Consider the following 16,411-nt stretch of genomic DNA (forward strand, 5'->3'; position numbering starts at 1 on the left):
ACAGATTATTCATAGCGAATGGCGTCCGCAGGCGACATCCGAATGGCGCGTCGGGAAGGCAACCAGACCGCTAACGCCACAATTAAAGAAATCATGACGGCGACACCCCAAAAGAGCAGTGCAAAGGAGGTATGCCCGTTGCCCAATATACGCGTCAACTTGGGTGCGACAAAGAAGGCCAAAGGCAACCCGATAATCAGGCCAATGAATAATTGCTTACTGCCCTGAAGCATCAGCATCCGTAACAGAACGCCTTCCGTTGCCCCCATCGCCATACGCACCCCGATCTCCTGAATACGTTGATTGATCACATTGCGCATCACGGCATAAATACCGGTGGCCGCCAGAATGACCGCGACCAGACCAAACAACATAAAGAGGTTGGCAATGAAATGCAGCCCGGCGGTATTCCTGGCCAGACGTTGATTTAACGTTTGCACCTGATTAACGGAGAGCGTGCTGTCAATCTGGCGAACCGCATTCATGAGCGCAGGCCCTAACGTATCAGGATTCTGAGCCCTGAGCACCAGCGTTAATGACGCCGCGGGTATTTGCGCCAGCGAGCGGTAAACCGTGACCCGCTGGCGGAACGCGCTGAAAGGTCGGCCATGAATGACGTTAGGCACCACACCGATAACCGTGAACCAGCGCTGATCATCCGTATCACGAAAACGCAGGCGTTTACCGATGACATCCCGCTCACCGGGCCAGAACTGCTCCGCAAACGACTGGCTGACCACCACCACGGGCTGTGAGTCCTGCGTATCACTGCTGGCAAACTCCCGTCCGGCCACCGGCGTGATCCCCATTGCCGTCAGGCTTCCCGGCATCACCTGGACATCATTGACCAGAGGATAAGACCAGCGGTCTTTGCTGTTGTTGGTAGACGAATCGATATCCACCTGACGGGGTACGGTAAATTGTCCGACGGCACTGGTGGTGATGGCCGTTTTTTCAACACCGGGGATCCCGCTGAGGGACGATTGCAGGCGCTGATAGAACAGGATCCGGCTCGCATCATCAGGATACTGGTTGGCATTGAGGTTAATCTGACCGGTGAGATAGCCCTGCGTCGCCACCCCGTAATCGGCACGGGTCGCCTGGTAAACCAGCAGCGCCAGCAGCGCACTGATGCATAAAATGGAACAGGATAATCCGACTTCAAACGTCACCAGAATACGGGACACCCTGCCTGCCCCGCGACTTTGCGCGCCCCGCGTTCCATCACGCAAAACATCGTTGAAATTACCGTGGGTGATTTTCCACGCAGGCAATGCACTGGTAACGACAGCCGTCATGATGACCAGCACTAACGCATTGAGGATCATGACGTTATCGAGTGACAAATGCCACCAGAACGGAATTTTGTTCGGTACAAACGTCGGCAGTAACGTATTGGTGATCTCGAGTCCCCAGGCGGCGAGCAGAACGGCGATGATGCCCGAGAAGGCGCAAATAAATAAGCTTTCCCACATCATTTGCATGACCAGACGACCGGAAGGTGAGCCCAGAGCAACGCGGATAGCGATTTCTTTTGAACGCTCTGTGGTTCTTGCCAGCAATAAGTTACCGACATTACAACACGCCAGCACCAGCACAAAAGCCACGGCAAAAAGCATGACGATGAAGATCGGCATGGTCTCCTCACCCATGAAATTTTCCTGGAATGTCAGTACCTGCGCCGACAGCCCTTTATTGCTTTCAGGATACTCAGAGGCCAGCGACTGCATCACCTGAGCGAGGTCACCGTCAGCATCGGCGAGCGGAACACCGGGTTTCAGGCGCGCATAAACGGATACTTCCGGCGCACCTTTGCGGACCAGATACTGTGCAGGATCCAGCTTAGAAGGCAGCCAGAGATCATGAAAGAAAGGAAAGGCAAAATTGGCGGGCATGATGCCCACAATGCGCGTGTGTATCCCATTGATCAGGACATCTCTGCCAATGAGTTGCGCATCGGCAGCAAAGTAGTTTTGCCACATGCCATAGCTGATAACGGCAACCGGTGTCGCGCCAGGCTGGACATCTTCACTGTTCAGCACCCTGCCACGATAAGGCTGGATGCCAGTATAAGAAAACATCTCCGGCGTATTGCGGATCGCCATATAGGAAACCGCTTTGGTGCCGTCACTGATATCGGCACGTTCAGCATAAAAATAACCCACGTCATTGAGCGTGGTATTGCGGGCCTTAATTTCCTGGTAGTCCAGGAAGTTGACCCCGGAGTCACTCAGACTGACGCCATTGACCGTCGGGTTTACTAACACCATGTTTTTCCCGTCCGGGTAAGGAAGCGGCGTAAACATGATGGTGTTAATGACTGAAAACATATAAAGCGTCAGTGCCAGACCGCAGGACATGATGAGCACGGTGATAAAGGTAAATGACGGGCTTTTGAGTAACAGGCGTAAGGCATATCGGATATCAAAAAGCATTTTATGCTTCCTTTATCAGGGTCAGTTCCCGTGCCACATGTCCGTCTCCGACGACCTGCCCGTCAGAAAGCACGATGCTGCGCTGCGCCCGCTCGGCTGAACGAGGATCATGGGTGACGATGCAGATCGTGGCGCCCTCCTGATGTAACTTATCGAGAATATTCAGCACCGCCTCGGCATTGTGGGAGTCCAGGTTACCGGTCGGTTCATCCGCCAGAATGATGGAGGGATTGCCCACGATAGCCCGTGCGACGGCCACGCGCTGCTGCTGTCCGCCGGAAAGCTGCGAGGGATAATGGCGTCCCCGGTGGGACATATTGACCTTGTCTAAGGCTTCCGCCACTCTCTGCTGCCGTTCAGTTTTAGAAATATCCTTGCGGTAAGTCAGTGGCAGGGAGACATTTTCCTCAATGGTTAAATCGCTGATGAGATTAAATGACTGAAAGATAAAGCCGATATCACGATTTCTCACCAGGGCACGCTGCTTTTTAGAGATATTTTCCACGTTGTGCCCGGCCAGCTGATAGGTCCCGGTAGAGGCCACATCGAGCAGGCCCAAAATCGAAAGCAGCGTTGATTTACCACAGCCTGAAGGCCCGGAAATCGCCACGTATTCCCCTTTGGAAATGCTGAGCGTGATCTTGCTCAGGGCGTGTGTCTCAATTTCATCGGTCAAAAAAATCTTATTCACGTCAGTGAGTTCTACCAGTGATTCCATCATTTTCATCTCCATCGCATTGTCCTGTAAGCTGGCGTCTTTTGCAGGTGAGCCGGCATTATTTAGTAATCTCAATTTGATCTGCCCCTTGCCAGGCGCTGCCGTCACTGAGAATAATTTTATCTCCCGCACGCAGTCCACTGGTCACCTGAATATAATCCGCAGATCCCTGACCAAAGTTGACCTTCATTTTGGTGGCAGAGCGTTCCTTTTCATCGAGCCGGTAAAGCATCGAAGGTAAATTATTCTGGGCAAACGGTGGCCGCTCAACGTACAGGGAATCATTAATTTTTGTCACTGCGATTAAACCATCAACGCTCAGGTCAGGTCGGGCTTCCTGCGGCAGTGGTTGATTGAATGTCACATCCACTTTAACGGTGCCATTGGTCACCGCAGGATCCACCCGTGACAATACCCCGGTGAACTGGCTGCGTCCGGTGTTAATGGTAACCTGCTGCCCGACGGCAAGATCACGGGACTGTAATTCCGGCACTTTGAGTTCAGCATAAAGTTCCTTTTCTTTCGCCAGACGGGCAATACTGGTGCCGGTGGTGACCCGCTGGCCGACCTGGACTTTCACATCCTGCAAAATGCCTTCAATCGGTGAGGTAACATTCAGCGAATCGACTTCCTGCTGGCTCAGCAGCACCAAAGATTCCAGTTTGTTAAGGCGCATCGCACTGGCTTTGATATCAGCATCAATGCTCAGCTTGAGTGTTTTTAATCGTTTTTCCTCAAGCACAACTTGCTGACGATATTGTTCAGTATTAATACGGGTCGTTTCGTATTCCAGCATCGGCACTGCCGCAATATATTTCTTTTGTGCAGCAAGCCGCATCGTAGAGCTGAGTAACCGGCTTTTCGCATCCAATACCAAGGCTTCCTGACTCAGAATTTTATTTTGTAATTCTGCATTAGTGGCGTCAGTCTCAGCCCGGCGGGCATCCAGCTCGAGCCGGTTTTCCTGTAATTTTTGTTCCAGCGTCGGGTTACTCATTCTGACCAATAACTGGCCTTTATTCACCTTCATGCCAGGTTTGTAAATGACCTCTTCCACGCGGGCATCAACATTGGCCGCAACCCAATTGATATCACGCGGTAGCAGTACCCCGTTACCCCGCACTTCAACCGAGAAACTGCCATATTGAACCTGCCCGACCGCGATACTCCCGCGGGAGATCTGATAAGGCGAAAAACGGTAATTATAGATTGCCGCCAGCGTGGCTAAAAAGAGTGCGCCCGCAACAATAAATTTGCGGTATCGCTTCAGTATGAATTTATTCCCGGGTTGCGGGATTGATATGTCCATAATAATACCTTTTCTGATAACTCCTTACCGATGAGCACAAATCGTGCCAACCTTTAAAATTTAATTAACCAACTGATTTTTATGTGTTTTTTAAAAAGTCGCCAATTACACCTTTTCCCTTAATCATTTTCTATCTCATTAATGGAACGAAAATCGGGACGCATGCCCTGATTACCCTCTTTTGCCTGCGAAACCCCACGCATATCATGCATTCCCAATATTGGGATATTAAATCTGGCAAGTTAATTAGTGTGTTTCGAAAATGGGATTTTACTATTTACATAACAGGAAAGAATAATAATATCCATTATAAACAATAAGTTGAAAAAAATAAAAACATGGCATAGTAATTGCTTAGAGAATAGCGGGGACGGTATTCCAATTTTAAAAATTTGTTCATCACTCATTAATTACGCAGAAGGGGTGTGTATGTGGGAACGCAAACTATCGAACGCTGAAAAAAGTCTTTTCACACAGAAAATAACCGAGGATCTCGATAATCGTCATTTGACTATCTATGGTAAGCACGCTCATACAGACAAAGCATTATGTATTGTTAAGATTATTAATTATATGCTGGAGAATATTTCTGACGAGATCACACTTGAAGATCTGGAAAAAATATGTGGTAAAACCCGCTTTGATATTTGCCGCATATTCAAACATTTCTATGATGTCACACCGATAAAGTGGATGTGGAAGGTCCGGCTGGCGCTGGCCAGGGAATTTATCCATTTAGCCCCTGAGTGGTCTTTGACAGATATCAGCTATGCTTGTGGATTTTCGTCGCTGCCGCATTTTTCCCGAAGTTTCAGCAAGACCTATAATGAGTCTCCGCTCAAATTCAAACAGAATGTCATCAGGACAACACGCCCGGAAATAAAAAAAGAATCATCAGATTATGATTTCATTTTCGGCATCCAGAGAAACAACTTTTCAAGAAGTATGTTAATCAGCAACCTGCACTTCTTATAATTATTAATAAGATTTCTTATGCCATTTTTTATTATTCTCTACACGCAATATCAGTTTTGGTTCATGGAAAGATGAAAAATCCTCATGCAAAGTATCCCTCAGAAAGTTTGAAATATAATTGAAAACAACAGGGTCACGTAATGCGCCGTTGTGGCCCTTTCCCTCTGTAACGATTAATTCACTTTTCTTCAATGAATGGCTCAGTATTTCGGCCTCATCCAGTTCAATACTGAGATCATTCTTATCATGCAATATCATGACAGGTTGCGTTATTGAACCGATAAGCTCGGGACCAATAACATCAGGATGGACACCATAGCGGCGCTGATAAAGCTTTTTCATCGATACGGCAATGCGCCTGGGCAGTTTATTATTGCGCACATATCTGTCCATCATTTTCCCGTAACTGCACGGACTGCCGATTAAAATCATCCGTTTAAAAAGCAGTCCCTGTAGCGCGGCCATGCAGCCAATTAATCCGCCGGTCGAATGACCAATGATCACAGAGAAGTGCCCGTAATGCTTTTCCATCTCCATGACGGCCCGCGACAGATCATAGAAAGACACTTTTTTTCCGGGAGAAATACCATGTGCGGGCAGGTCAGGCGCAAAAACCGTATAGCCTTTTTCCTGCAACCGCTGCGCCATCTGCCGTAACATTATACTCCGGCCATCCCACCCGTGAAGAAGCAACACTTTTTCTGCCTGGGGATCCGCTTGCGGATAAATGAAGACCTTAACAAAAGATTTGCGCCAATAAAGCTCCTCCTGCACGCAGCGACTGAGCAGCATGATTTCCCCCTGCTTATAGGGTAAAGGCCGGGTCTTTTCGAAAAGACGCAACGCGTATAACGCAGAAAGATAGGAAGACATGGCATGCAGGGAATATAAGTCGAATAAACTGATTAATTTGCATGCCCGGGTATAATGCGTCGCAGGCCTTATTTTAGCTTTCATCAGTAACGTCGGACGCAATCGCATAATGACCAAAACCCGCAGATAATTTTGGTGAACCAGCGATAAAAACAACAGGACGGGATAAAAGAAGCTATAAAACATTCTCACTTCCTATTTTATTGGCCAGCCGCCAGTATTCTCTGCCGAACGCGATAAAGTACACCACATTAAAGACAATGATCAGATTCATAATACTTTGCAGTTGCGAGAACTTATCCCATCCCACCAGCAAGGTGATGACAGTCAGCAATTCGATGATAACGGTTAATACCAATACCCGCCGGGCCTGTTCTAATTGTTCCAGCAATGCCTGAAGCGAGGCAACAAAAGAGGTCATGAAAAACGTCGGTAACAGAATCAGTAAAATCTGGCTGCTGACATCCTGAATTATTCTGTCACCGGACAGAATTTTTATCAGACTCACTTCGGTGAAATAGACGCCGGAGGTCAGCAGAAGGTAAATAATGCAAATAAAGGCTAACCCACGGTGCAGCAATCGTTTTAATTCTTCTCCGCTGCTGATGGCCAGCCGCTGGTTAATTAATATCGCCAGCGCGGATCCGCAGGCCACGGCGGGGATGACAATAAACATCCGAATCTTGGTCACAATCAGAAAACCGGCGACATATTGCTCACCCAGGGTGCCGATTAACGGGAATATCAGCAGAGAACTGAAAAACAGTACCACTAACGAGGCAAAAATGGGCATCCCCACCTGAAGCAAAAGCCCGCTGAGACGCGGAATAAATGCGCCGGGGCGGTCATCTTCCGCATGGCGACCGGTACGCCGTACCAGCCAAAGCGCGACAGGGATAAGCAGAGCAGAAGCCAGGGCGTTGGAAATAATAATCGAATTGAAGCCTAATCCATAAACCTGATAGCCGGTGTAGCAGATCAACGCATTCAGCACGATATACGCGATGACTAACAGCATGCTTAGCGCGCTTTTCCCCTGCCCGCGCAATGCGCTGTTACACATCTCAAGCTGAATAAACGGCAGCATGGAAAGGAAATAGAGCGGTAATGCCGAGGAATAAAATGCATTGCCGGCGACCGGCAACAGGGTTTGCAAAAGAGGAGCGCAAAGCGCCGTCACGCCGCTCAGCAGCGCCACAATCACGATGCCCAGTGTCGCCAGCAGGGAGGTCGCCGCCAGTACCTTTTGGCGGGACCACATATTCAGCGAACGGGCACTGAAAACCTGATTGGTGATAGCCAGGCATTCCAGAATAGCCAGGAATAAGAAACTGAACGGCTGGAGCATCGAAAGCAAATAAATTGAACTGGTTTCTTTCCCGTGCCCCAGAATCGCGGTCTGAATGTTTTGCGAAAATGAGACGGCAATGGCCACCACGATCATCGGCCAGGCTAACTTCAGCAGGTCCGCGATATCTTTGCTCAGGCTGTTACGCCGTAGCAACGTCATCTCAGGTGAAGTATTCATACTCTACGCTCCTGACGTGCTGGCAACACGGTTATGGCAGCGTCTGCGGCCTTCCCGTACAGGCTGTAAATCATCATCGACAGGTAAGAAAGGCTGTGCGTCGAGCCTGATAAATAGCCATGCCCGCCCATCAGTTTTTCTGCCCGGTTGGTTAGCTCCGTAATCTGCCAGTGATCCGCTTCCGGGTCAGCGTAGTCCTGCGCCGTAATGCGCATCTGCCACTGGAGCAAAAGTAAATCTGTCTGGTTGCTCAGATCGGCAAAATCCGCCTTCACTAACTGATGTCGGGTGGTTTTTATGCCAAAACTTTTTCGCGCGGATAAGTGCTTCCAGCTCATCGCCAGGATCTGGCTCAGGAGCCCCAGGCGCGCCGCAAAAGAAGCCATCAGCGGGATCGGATCATCAGTGATGGTTTCTGTGCCGGTATGCTGCAAAGCAATCCCGAGTGACGCCAGAATACGATCAGACTCAGCGTGCTGCTCCGCGCAGGTTTCACCTTCTGCTGCCAGAATCTGATACCCGCCGCAAAATACGCCGCTGGCCGGGTTGGCCCATTTCTGCCGCATCTGCCGGAAGGCTTCTGCCGGCTCATGGTCCCTGAACAAAAAGTAAAGTCGGGTAAACTCTGCTTCACACATCAGAGCTCTCCAGTTGCAGATGCTGTTCAATCCATTGAATAAGTTTCCCGACAGTGGTGAAGGCATCCTGGTTGATTTGATCAGGTTCAAACATCAGGCTGGGGATCTTTTCTTCCAGCGTTAATAAGAACTGCACAAATAATACTGAATCGAGATCCAAATCTTCATTAAAATCCGTTTCCGGCGTGATGTTGATTTTTGCAGACATGACATCATTTAATGCATCATTAACGGCTGACAGAAGTTGTGACATGGTTTACCTCATTATTTTCGTTTTTTTCAATCAGGATACAGGACATCGTTATCCCCATCCCCATAGCAACACAGAGAATTCTTTTTCCTTCAAAGCTCTTTAATAAAGAAGACAAGTTAAATAAAATATCGGAGCAATAAGCGTGTCCATATCCTGATATATGCTCAGTAAAAAGCTCGCCCTTGAAGTTCAGTTTATCGGCAATTCTCCTGAGCATGGGTAAATCTATATTACCCGGAACAATCGCATCTATATGGTCAATCGTAAGGCTAAACTTATCCAGTACGTAAAGATAGAAATCATAATAATCTTGTTCGAGTGAGGAGAAAAGTTCCCGCCGTCGGGCAGCCGGAAATTCTCTGTGATTATTATAAAATGAAGACAGATGCCGCACGGCGGTTTGCTTGATTTGCCACGGTGAATGCCCCGCATTGAGGAGCATGGCAGCAGGAATTTCCGCCATAACACTATTATCAAGCTTATTAATATCACAGTGGAAAGCCTTTTCACCGGTGATGAGGATCATCGGTAACTGGCTTTTTATTACCCGGTTCTTTAATAAATGAATCGCCGACAAAGCCGATGCGCAATGATTGAGACTAATTGTTAATTTTTCCCAATGGCCGATTCCACAACGGGCCGCTATCTCATCAAGCCAGCAGTCATCAAAAAAAGTATTATGCGTTTGCGTTTTTGCATAGACCAAATATCCCCGCCCCTTAGCGACATTCAGATTTTCATTCACCAGAGTTGAAAGGGTTTCATGTAACATTTCTGTATGGCTACCAGAGAACATTCCCACTGCGTGCAGAGAGTAATAACGTTCAAGTACCTTACGCGCGCCTGTTTTTAAATTATGAGATGATTCAAGCGTACTTAATGGCCTTAAAGAGATGCGACCAGGCAACCAGCATAAATCATTAAGTGGCAACATATATTCTCACAGGGAATTATTTTAGAGTTATTATAAACGCAGTCCATAATCCCAGAAAAAAAACGTCTTTTTTGCCTGCAATTGCTTAAAGGGCAGGAATTCCCATTTTTGAATCCCAAAAATGGAATGTTATGAGTGTTCAGGAGGGAAAATCGGAAAGAACAGCGTACAAACGGAGCCGTTATAGCTGTACAAAGTGACCGTTGCTGACTTCGCGGTAATGACGCACCGGCGGCTGATAAGTGGCTGAGCGCAGCGGGCTGGCAAGCTCTTCCGGTACCACGGGACGTGTGCGGTGAACATCCGGGTCGGGCACCGGCACGGCGGCCAGCAGTTTGCGGGTATAGGCGTGTTGCGGGTTTTCGAAGATATCGGCACGCGAACCGATTTCGACGATTTCGCCCAGATACATCACCGCCACACGGTGACTGATGCGCTCGACCACCGCCATATCGTGCGAAATAAACAGATACGCCAGCCCGAGTTCCTGTTGCAGATCGAGCATCAGATTAATCACCTGCGCTTTGACTGACACATCCAGCGCCGACACGGCTTCATCAGCGATGATCATTTTCGGCTCCAGCGCCAGTGCGCGGGCAATACAGATACGCTGCCGCTGACCGCCGGAAAACTGGTGCGGAAAGCGCGTCGCCATATTGCTTTGCAAGCCGACCTGTTCCAGCAGTTGCGCCACGCGAATGCTGGCGCTGGCGGCATCATGCAAGCCGAGGCTTATCATCGGTTCGGCAATCGTCTGACCAATGCGCATTCTCGGGTTCAGGCTTTCATACGGATCCTGAAAAATCATCTGCGCCTGGGTGCGGATATCCGCCAGCCGTGCGCTGTCAGCCCGACGGATATCCTGCCCGCGGATCAGCACATCACCGGAAGTCGCTTCAGTGAGACGTAAAATCGTGCGTCCGGTGGTGGATTTCCCGCAGCCGGATTCCCCCACCAGTGACAGCGTTTCGCCCGGTTGCAGGCTGAATGACAGATCCTCCACCGCATGCACCCGGGCAGAAACACGGCGCAGCAGACCGGATCTGACATCAAAACGCGTCACCAGATTTTTAACCTCCAGCACCGGCTGACCGGTGCGCAGCGTATCGACAGACTCCGCCACCGGCAGCACTTCGCCGGTTTGGCTGTCGGTCAGCGGGAAGCGTTTCGGCAGCGCCACGCCGTTCATCGCGCCCAGTCGCGGCACCGCCGACAGCAGCGCGCGCGTATAAGGATGTGTGGGATGATGGAAGATTTCCCGCGTGGTTGCCTGTTCCACGGCTTCGCCACGGTGCATCACCAGCGTGCGATCCGCCACTTCCGCCACCACGCCCATATCATGGGTGATGAACAGCACGGACATGCCCTCTTCTTCCTGCAAGGATTTGATCAGCGCCAGAATTTGCGCCTGAATGGTGACATCCAGTGCCGTTGTCGGTTCATCCGCAATCAGCAAACGCGGATTACAGGCCAGCGCGATAGCAATCACCACGCGCTGACGCATGCCGCCGGAAAAACTCAGCGGATATTCATTGAGTCGTGCGGTGGCCGCCGGAATACGTACTTTCTCCAGCAACCGGACGGCTTCGGCGCGCGCGGTTTTATCGTCCATGCCGCGATGGCGTTTGAGCACTTCGGTGATTTGCACGCCGATTTTCAGCACCGGATTCAGGCTGGTCATCGGCTCCTGAAAAATCATGCCGATGCGGTTGCCGCGAATGCTTTGCATCTGCGAACGGTTGAGACTCAGTAAATCCTGACCGTCAAACCGGATGTTGCCGGAATAACGGGTCTGCTTTTCATCCAGCAAACGCATGACGGACATCGCCGTCACACTTTTACCCGAACCGGATTCGCCCACCAGCGCCAGCGTTTCTTTCGGGCCAATCGAGAACGAAAGGTCCCGCACCACATTCAGCCATTCGCCGCCCACGGAAAACGCGGTATTCAGTTTATCGACCTGTAAAACCGGGGGTTGCATCATCAATCTTTATTCCGCGGGTTGAGGATATCGCGCAGGGCGTCACCCACTAAGTTGATGGCGACGATCAGTACCAGCAGCGTGACGCCGGGGAAGAAGCTTATCCAGTAATCGCCGGACATCAGGTAATCAAAACCGTTGGCAATCAGCAGGCCGAGCGAAGGCTCGGTCACCGGCAAACCGATGCCAAGAAACGACAGCGTGGCTTCGAGCATAATGGCGTAAGCAATACGCATGGTCGCCACCACAATCAGCGGCGGCAGGCAGTTGGGCAGAATATGACGGAACAGAATGCGCGGGTTCGACAGCGCCATGCTGCGCGCAGCGTCCACGTAACTGCGGCGACGTTCCAGCAGCGCCGAGCCGCGAATGGTGCGTGCGTAATACGCCCATTGCGTGACCACCAGCGCCAGTATGATTTTATCGACACCCTGCCCGAGTGCCGCCAGCAAAATCAGCGCAATCAGGATCGGCGGGAAGCTGAGCTGGATATCGACAATACGCATGATCAGCGCGTCCGTTTTGCCACCAACGTAAGCGCTGATCAGCCCCAGTGCTGCGCCAATGGTCAGCGCAATCATCGCGCTGGAGACACCCACCAGCAGACTGGTTCGCGTGCCGTACAAAATCGCGCTCAGCAAATCGCGCCCCTGATCGTCAGTGCCCAGCCAGTAAATCATGCCACTCATACTGGTGGTGCCCGGTTTCAGGCGGCCATCCATGATGTCGAGCTGCGATAAATCGTACGGATTTTGTGGCGAGATCCACGGCGCCAGCACCGCCAGCACAATGGCGATACCTAAAATGATCAGACCGCATAAGGAGAATTTGTTGCGCAGCAGCGCACGCACGGTGTGGTAAAACGCGGAATGCGGTTTGCCCTGCACAGCGCTGCGCGAATGTACGGAATCAGACGCCATCAGTTTTCGCCCCCCAGCCGGACGCGCGGATCCACCAGTACATACAGCACATCCACCAGCAGATTAATCAGGCTGAACATCACCACGGTGATCATCAGATAGGCCAGGATCACCGGACGATCCAGCACGGCGATAGAATCGATGATCAGCTTGCCCATGCCCGGCCAGGCGTAAATGGTTTCAGTGACTACTGCGAAAGCAATCAGCGAACCCAGCTCAAGGCCGATGACGGTAATCAGCGGGATCAGGGTGTTTTTCAATACGTGAACCAGCACGATGCGGCTTTCCGATAAACCCTTGGCGCGGGCGAAACGGATGAAGTCCTGTTGCAGGCATTCGAGCACACCCGCGCGGGTCAGACGGATAATCAGCGAGATTTTAAACAGCGCCAGATTCAGGGCGGGCAGGATCAGATGCGCGAGACCGTCGGCGGTAAACAGACTGACGGGGACGCCGAAAATGTCTACCGTGGCACCGCGCCCGGAGGCCGGAAGCACGCCGAGTTTGACGCTGAACAGCATGATCATCATCAGGCCAATCCAGAACGTCGGCAGGCTGAAGCCTAAAATTGAGACGGTCATGATCGACTTCGATAACCAGCCGTCAGGGCGCAGACCGGCGTATACGCCGAGCGGAATGCCAATCACCAGCGCCAGCATAAACGCCACCAGCGCCAGTTCAAGCGTGGCGGGCATACGCTGGAAAATCAGGTGCAGCGCGGGCTGATTGTAGATGAAGGAGTTACCCATATCGCCATGCAGGGCATTGACCACGAACAGGCCATACTGCTCCCACACCGGTTTATCGAGGCCAAAAGACTGGATCACACTCAGGCGTTCAGCAGGCGTCGCGGTCGTGCTGAGCAGCAGGTCAACCGGATTGCCGACCAGATACACGCCGCCGAAAACCAGCAACGACATCACCAGCAGCGTCAGCAACGTTTGCCCGAAACGCCCGAGCAGGTAACGGCTCATGCGTTTGCGTCGCCATCGCGGCTGCCGTATCGCGAGAAAACACGGCGCAGCAGACTGAAAAAGCCGTATTCATCCACTTTCTGCATGACCGTGGCGTTAGGCGGCGTCGACAGTTTGTTCCAGAAATCCGCGTAGGTATATCCGGCGGTAGTACCGGAAACCGCTACGCCCACGCGCGCGGGCTGGCCTTCAAACAGGCCTGGCTGCAACAACCACGCGACGGTGGTGGCGTCATGCACCGGCCCGCCTTCGCGGCCAAACCGGTTGAGATCACTGCGGTCAAACGCATTAAGTAAAGCAGAAGTAGATTCGCCCGGCAGGCCGCCATCCTGTTTTAATGCTTCAATATCATCTGCGCTGATCAGCGCCTGAAAAGTCATATCTAGCGGCATGATGATCAATGGCACGCCGCTGTTAAACACTTTTTCGGCGGCATGCGGATCGGCATAGACGTTAAATTCGGCCCACGGCACGCGATGGCCGAGAGCGGTAAAGGCGCAGCTCATGGTGACGATCTGTTTAATGCCACGCGCGACGTCCGGGTGCATTCCCAGCGCCAGCGCAATATTGGTCATCGGACCGATGACGCACAAGGTGATCGGTGAGTTCTCTCCGGCGGCCTGTCGTAATGTCCGCACCAGAAAATCCACCGCGTGTCCGGCCTGCGGTTGCAGTTCCGTGTCTGGCACCAGTTCATTTTTGAACGCGCCAATGTGTGCGTATTTGCCATAAACCTGTTCACGCACCAGCGGACCGGGTGCGCCGGCATAAACGGGCGTAGCGGTCCTGCCAGACAACGCGACAATTTTGCAGGCATTGCGCACGGTGTCTTGCAGCGCCACGTTGCCAGCGACAACGGTCACACCAAGCACATCCAGTTCCGGCGAGGCCAGCGCCAGCCACAACGCGATGGCGTCATCCACGCCAGGATCGGTATCGATAATGATGCGCTGGCTCATAATTTTATTTCCCGGCATAACGTGAAAGCAGTTCGTAAAACAGCGCGAAGACTTTGTCGGCCTCTGCGTGCGTGACGATATCAACGTTGGGTGTCAGTCCCGACTTGCCATACCAGTCAGCGACGGTTTGCCCCATACACAACTCGCTGTCGTGTTCGACAAACACCCGCGCTTTTTCGGTGCCGAACAGTTCCGGCGCCAGTACGTAAGCAATCACCAGCGGGTCGTGTAGCGGCCCGCCGCGTGAACCGTAGCGGCGCACGTCGTTGCGATCCCAGAACGCCATTAATTCGCCCAACTGAACGGAGATCCGCCCGGAGACTTTGATAAATTTCGCCACATGTTCCGGCGTCAGAATCACCTGATGCGTGGCATCGAGCGGTAAAACCGTGATGTTCAGATCCGAGGAAAACACAATATGCGCGGCATGGGGATCGGCGAGCATATTGAATTCAGAGGTCATGGTGCGGTTACCGGCTTCGCGATACGCACCGCCCATCAGCACCACGCGACCAATACCCTCAGTGATCCCAGGTTTCATGCGCAGCGCCGTTGCCAGATTGGTCAGTGGCCCGAGCACGCACAGCGTCAGTGGCTGATTATGTTCAATCGCCTGCTCACAGCGGCTGATCAGAAAGTTAACGGCATGAACGGCGTCAGCCGGTTTCTGTGGCGCGGGAAAGGTGGTATTACCCAGACCGTTTTCGCCGTGAAACTGGCCGTGGATCGGCGCGCGCAGCAGCGGCTGATGACAACCGGCAAACACCGGGATATCAAGCCGGTAACCCAGCTCGGTAATTTGCAGCGCATTACGTGTGGTATTCGCCAGCGGCTGATTGCCACACACGGTGCAAATGCCGAGAATGTTCAGTTGCGGCGCGACGAACGCGCTGAGCAGTGCAATGGCGTCGTCAATGCCCGGATCGCAGTCAATGATCACCGGCAGGGTTTTCACAGCGCCCCCACGGAACGTAAAACGTCAGCGATTTCCTGACGCGCGGCCTGATTTAATGGCACCTGCGGCGGCAACGGATCGCCGACCTCAAAACCCTGCAATTGCAGCGCGGCTTTAATACAACCGGCGATAGAATATTTGGCGAAGATTTCATTGATGCGCCACAGCGGACGCTGCAACTCCATCGCCTTTTTCCAGTCGCCCTGCTTCGCGGCCTCATACAGCGCCAGACTTTGCTTCGGCACAATACAGGCCGGACCGGCCATCCAGCCCACGCCGCCAATCAGCATCACGCAGGCAGGAATGTGTGCCGATGCGGCAAATACCTGCATCCGCCCCTGCGTGCGTTCGATAATCGACAACAACCGGCCGGTATTGGTCGAGGCATCTTTAATATAGTTGATATTTTCCACGTGACTGAGCCGCTCGATGACAGGCAGGCTGAGATCAGAACGCTGGAACTGCGGATTGGTATACAGCACAACCGGCAGCTTTCCGGCTGCGGTCGCGATGGCACGAAAATAATCCTCGACGCCCTGTTCGGGCACCGGGAAATAGGCCTCGAGGATCGCCAGAATACCGTCGACACCCAGCGCGCCGTAGCGAGCGGTTTGCGCTACGGCGTCCTGAATGGTGGTGGCTGCGACACCGGCAATAACCGGAACGCGGCCTCGAGCGGCTTCAACGACAATTTTCACTATCTCCGTGCGTTGTTCTGCATTGAGATAAGCGAATTCACCTGTACTGCCGAGCGGCGTCAGACCATGCACCCCGCTGTTTATCAGGTGTTCGACCAGCGCTGTTAACACTGGTTTGTCTATCTGGCCGCCATCAGTGACCGGCGAAACCAGATAGGGATACACACCGCTAAAAGAAGTCATAGCTTCTCTCTCTTTTAGTAAACTACTACCTTAGTACAGCCCTGGTGTTGGTGCTGTATTCCCGCCTGGGTTTGGTAT

Annotated in this window: 15 protein-coding genes; 1 reads left to right on the forward strand and 14 read right to left on the reverse strand. The window is 52.0% G+C overall.

The annotated features are described in order from the left end of the window. Positions 1-5 precede the first annotated feature (5 nt). The 3 genes from UC14_RS01245 to UC14_RS01255 are packed head-to-tail and all read right to left on the reverse strand — an operon-like array spanning position 6 to position 4,462. Entirely contained in the window at positions 6-2,435 is a 2,430-nt protein-coding gene (locus UC14_RS01245; protein ID WP_013577962.1) for an ABC transporter permease, read from the reverse strand. A gap of 1 nt (position 2,436) precedes the next feature. Further along, entirely contained in the window at positions 2,437-3,153 is a 717-nt protein-coding gene (locus UC14_RS01250; protein ID WP_037033254.1) for an ABC transporter ATP-binding protein, read from the reverse strand. A 58-nt stretch (positions 3,154-3,211) separates the two neighbouring features. Beyond that, positions 3,212-4,462 carry an efflux RND transporter periplasmic adaptor subunit gene (locus UC14_RS01255; protein WP_013577964.1) on the reverse strand — a complete coding sequence of 417 codons (1,251 nt, stop codon included), beginning with the start codon at positions 4,460-4,462 and terminating at the stop codon, positions 3,212-3,214. A 429-nt stretch (positions 4,463-4,891) separates the two neighbouring features. Between UC14_RS01255 and UC14_RS01260 the strand changes: the two genes are divergently transcribed. Continuing rightward, positions 4,892-5,437 (forward strand): helix-turn-helix transcriptional regulator, encoded by a 546-nt coding sequence (locus UC14_RS01260; RefSeq protein ID WP_013577965.1) that lies wholly within the window; start codon positions 4,892-4,894, stop codon positions 5,435-5,437. Positions 5,438-5,440: 3 nt separating this feature from the next. Here the strand turns inward: UC14_RS01260 and UC14_RS01265 are convergent, their stop codons facing one another. The 11 genes from UC14_RS01265 to UC14_RS01315 all read right to left on the reverse strand — a co-directional run bounded on the left by UC14_RS01265 (position 5,441) and on the right by UC14_RS01315 (position 16,333). After that, positions 5,441-6,496, reverse strand: a complete 1,056-nt coding sequence (locus tag UC14_RS01265) for an alpha/beta fold hydrolase (RefSeq protein ID WP_013577966.1) — start codon at positions 6,494-6,496, stop codon at positions 5,441-5,443. Beyond that, positions 6,486-7,838, reverse strand: a complete 1,353-nt coding sequence (locus UC14_RS01270; protein ID WP_112197103.1) for an MATE family efflux transporter — start codon at positions 7,836-7,838, stop codon at positions 6,486-6,488. The genes UC14_RS01265 and UC14_RS01270 overlap by 11 nt, the downstream gene beginning before the upstream one ends. Continuing rightward, positions 7,835-8,476 carry a hypothetical protein gene (locus tag UC14_RS01275; protein ID WP_112197104.1) on the reverse strand — a complete coding sequence of 214 codons (642 nt, stop codon included), beginning with the start codon at positions 8,474-8,476 and terminating at the stop codon, positions 7,835-7,837. Before UC14_RS01275 ends, UC14_RS01270 begins: the two co-directional genes overlap by 4 nt. Continuing rightward, entirely contained in the window at positions 8,469-8,729 is a 261-nt protein-coding gene (locus UC14_RS01280) for an acyl carrier protein (RefSeq protein ID WP_112197105.1), read from the reverse strand. The genes UC14_RS01275 and UC14_RS01280 overlap by 8 nt, the downstream gene beginning before the upstream one ends. Next, positions 8,704-9,663 carry a 3-oxoacyl-[acyl-carrier-protein] synthase III C-terminal domain-containing protein gene (locus tag UC14_RS01285; protein WP_112197106.1) on the reverse strand — a complete coding sequence of 320 codons (960 nt, stop codon included), beginning with the start codon at positions 9,661-9,663 and terminating at the stop codon, positions 8,704-8,706. Before UC14_RS01285 ends, UC14_RS01280 begins: the two co-directional genes overlap by 26 nt. Before the next feature lie 181 nt (positions 9,664-9,844). After that, the gene (locus UC14_RS01290) at positions 9,845-11,644 is read right to left on the reverse strand and encodes an ABC transporter ATP-binding protein (protein ID WP_112197114.1); all 1,800 of its coding nucleotides are present in this window, start codon (positions 11,642-11,644) and stop codon (positions 9,845-9,847) included. A gap of 2 nt (positions 11,645-11,646) precedes the next feature. Continuing rightward, a complete protein-coding gene (locus tag UC14_RS01295; protein ID WP_013577972.1) occupies positions 11,647-12,564 on the reverse strand; it encodes an ABC transporter permease in 918 nt (305 codons plus the stop codon). Next, a complete protein-coding gene (locus UC14_RS01300; RefSeq protein ID WP_013577973.1) occupies positions 12,564-13,538 on the reverse strand; it encodes an ABC transporter permease in 975 nt (324 codons plus the stop codon). Before UC14_RS01300 ends, UC14_RS01295 begins: the two co-directional genes overlap by 1 nt. Beyond that, positions 13,535-14,497 carry a nucleoside hydrolase gene (locus tag UC14_RS01305; protein WP_112197107.1) on the reverse strand — a complete coding sequence of 321 codons (963 nt, stop codon included), beginning with the start codon at positions 14,495-14,497 and terminating at the stop codon, positions 13,535-13,537. Before UC14_RS01305 ends, UC14_RS01300 begins: the two co-directional genes overlap by 4 nt. A 4-nt stretch (positions 14,498-14,501) precedes the next feature. Continuing rightward, positions 14,502-15,452 (reverse strand): nucleoside hydrolase, encoded by a 951-nt coding sequence (locus UC14_RS01310; protein ID WP_112197108.1) that lies wholly within the window; start codon positions 15,450-15,452, stop codon positions 14,502-14,504. Beyond that, on the reverse strand, positions 15,449-16,333 hold the full coding sequence (locus tag UC14_RS01315) for a dihydrodipicolinate synthase family protein (RefSeq protein ID WP_013577976.1): 885 nt from the start codon (positions 16,331-16,333) through the stop codon (positions 15,449-15,451). The genes UC14_RS01310 and UC14_RS01315 overlap by 4 nt, the downstream gene beginning before the upstream one ends. Positions 16,334-16,411 lie beyond the last annotated feature (78 nt).

This window comes from Rahnella sp. NRRL B-41462, from assembly GCF_003263525.1.
Lineage (GTDB): Bacteria > Pseudomonadota > Gammaproteobacteria > Enterobacterales > Enterobacteriaceae > Rahnella > Rahnella aceris.

Excerpts from the sequence above, each read along its gene's own strand:
- UC14_RS01245 (WP_013577962.1), bottom strand. The coding sequence starts at position 2,435 with ATGCTTTTTGATATCCGATATGCCTTACGCCTGTTACTCAAAAGCCCG.
- UC14_RS01250 (WP_037033254.1), bottom strand. The coding sequence starts at position 3,153 with ATGGAATCACTGGTAGAACTCACTGACGTGAATAAGATTTTTTTGACC.
- UC14_RS01255 (WP_013577964.1), bottom strand. The coding sequence starts at position 4,462 with ATGGACATATCAATCCCGCAACCCGGGAATAAATTCATACTGAAGCGA.
- UC14_RS01260 (WP_013577965.1), top strand. The coding sequence starts at position 4,892 with ATGTGGGAACGCAAACTATCGAACGCTGAAAAAAGTCTTTTCACACAG.
- UC14_RS01265 (WP_013577966.1), bottom strand. The coding sequence starts at position 6,496 with ATGTTTTATAGCTTCTTTTATCCCGTCCTGTTGTTTTTATCGCTGGTT.
- UC14_RS01270 (WP_112197103.1), bottom strand. The coding sequence starts at position 7,838 with ATGAATACTTCACCTGAGATGACGTTGCTACGGCGTAACAGCCTGAGC.
- UC14_RS01275 (WP_112197104.1), bottom strand. The coding sequence starts at position 8,476 with ATGTGTGAAGCAGAGTTTACCCGACTTTACTTTTTGTTCAGGGACCAT.
- UC14_RS01280 (WP_112197105.1), bottom strand. The coding sequence starts at position 8,729 with ATGTCACAACTTCTGTCAGCCGTTAATGATGCATTAAATGATGTCATG.
- UC14_RS01285 (WP_112197106.1), bottom strand. The coding sequence starts at position 9,663 with ATGTTGCCACTTAATGATTTATGCTGGTTGCCTGGTCGCATCTCTTTA.
- UC14_RS01290 (WP_112197114.1), bottom strand. The coding sequence starts at position 11,644 with ATGCAACCCCCGGTTTTACAGGTCGATAAACTGAATACCGCGTTTTCC.
- UC14_RS01295 (WP_013577972.1), bottom strand. The coding sequence starts at position 12,564 with ATGGCGTCTGATTCCGTACATTCGCGCAGCGCTGTGCAGGGCAAACCG.
- UC14_RS01300 (WP_013577973.1), bottom strand. The coding sequence starts at position 13,538 with ATGAGCCGTTACCTGCTCGGGCGTTTCGGGCAAACGTTGCTGACGCTG.
- UC14_RS01305 (WP_112197107.1), bottom strand. The coding sequence starts at position 14,497 with ATGAGCCAGCGCATCATTATCGATACCGATCCTGGCGTGGATGACGCC.
- UC14_RS01315 (WP_013577976.1), bottom strand. The coding sequence starts at position 16,333 with ATGACTTCTTTTAGCGGTGTGTATCCCTATCTGGTTTCGCCGGTCACT.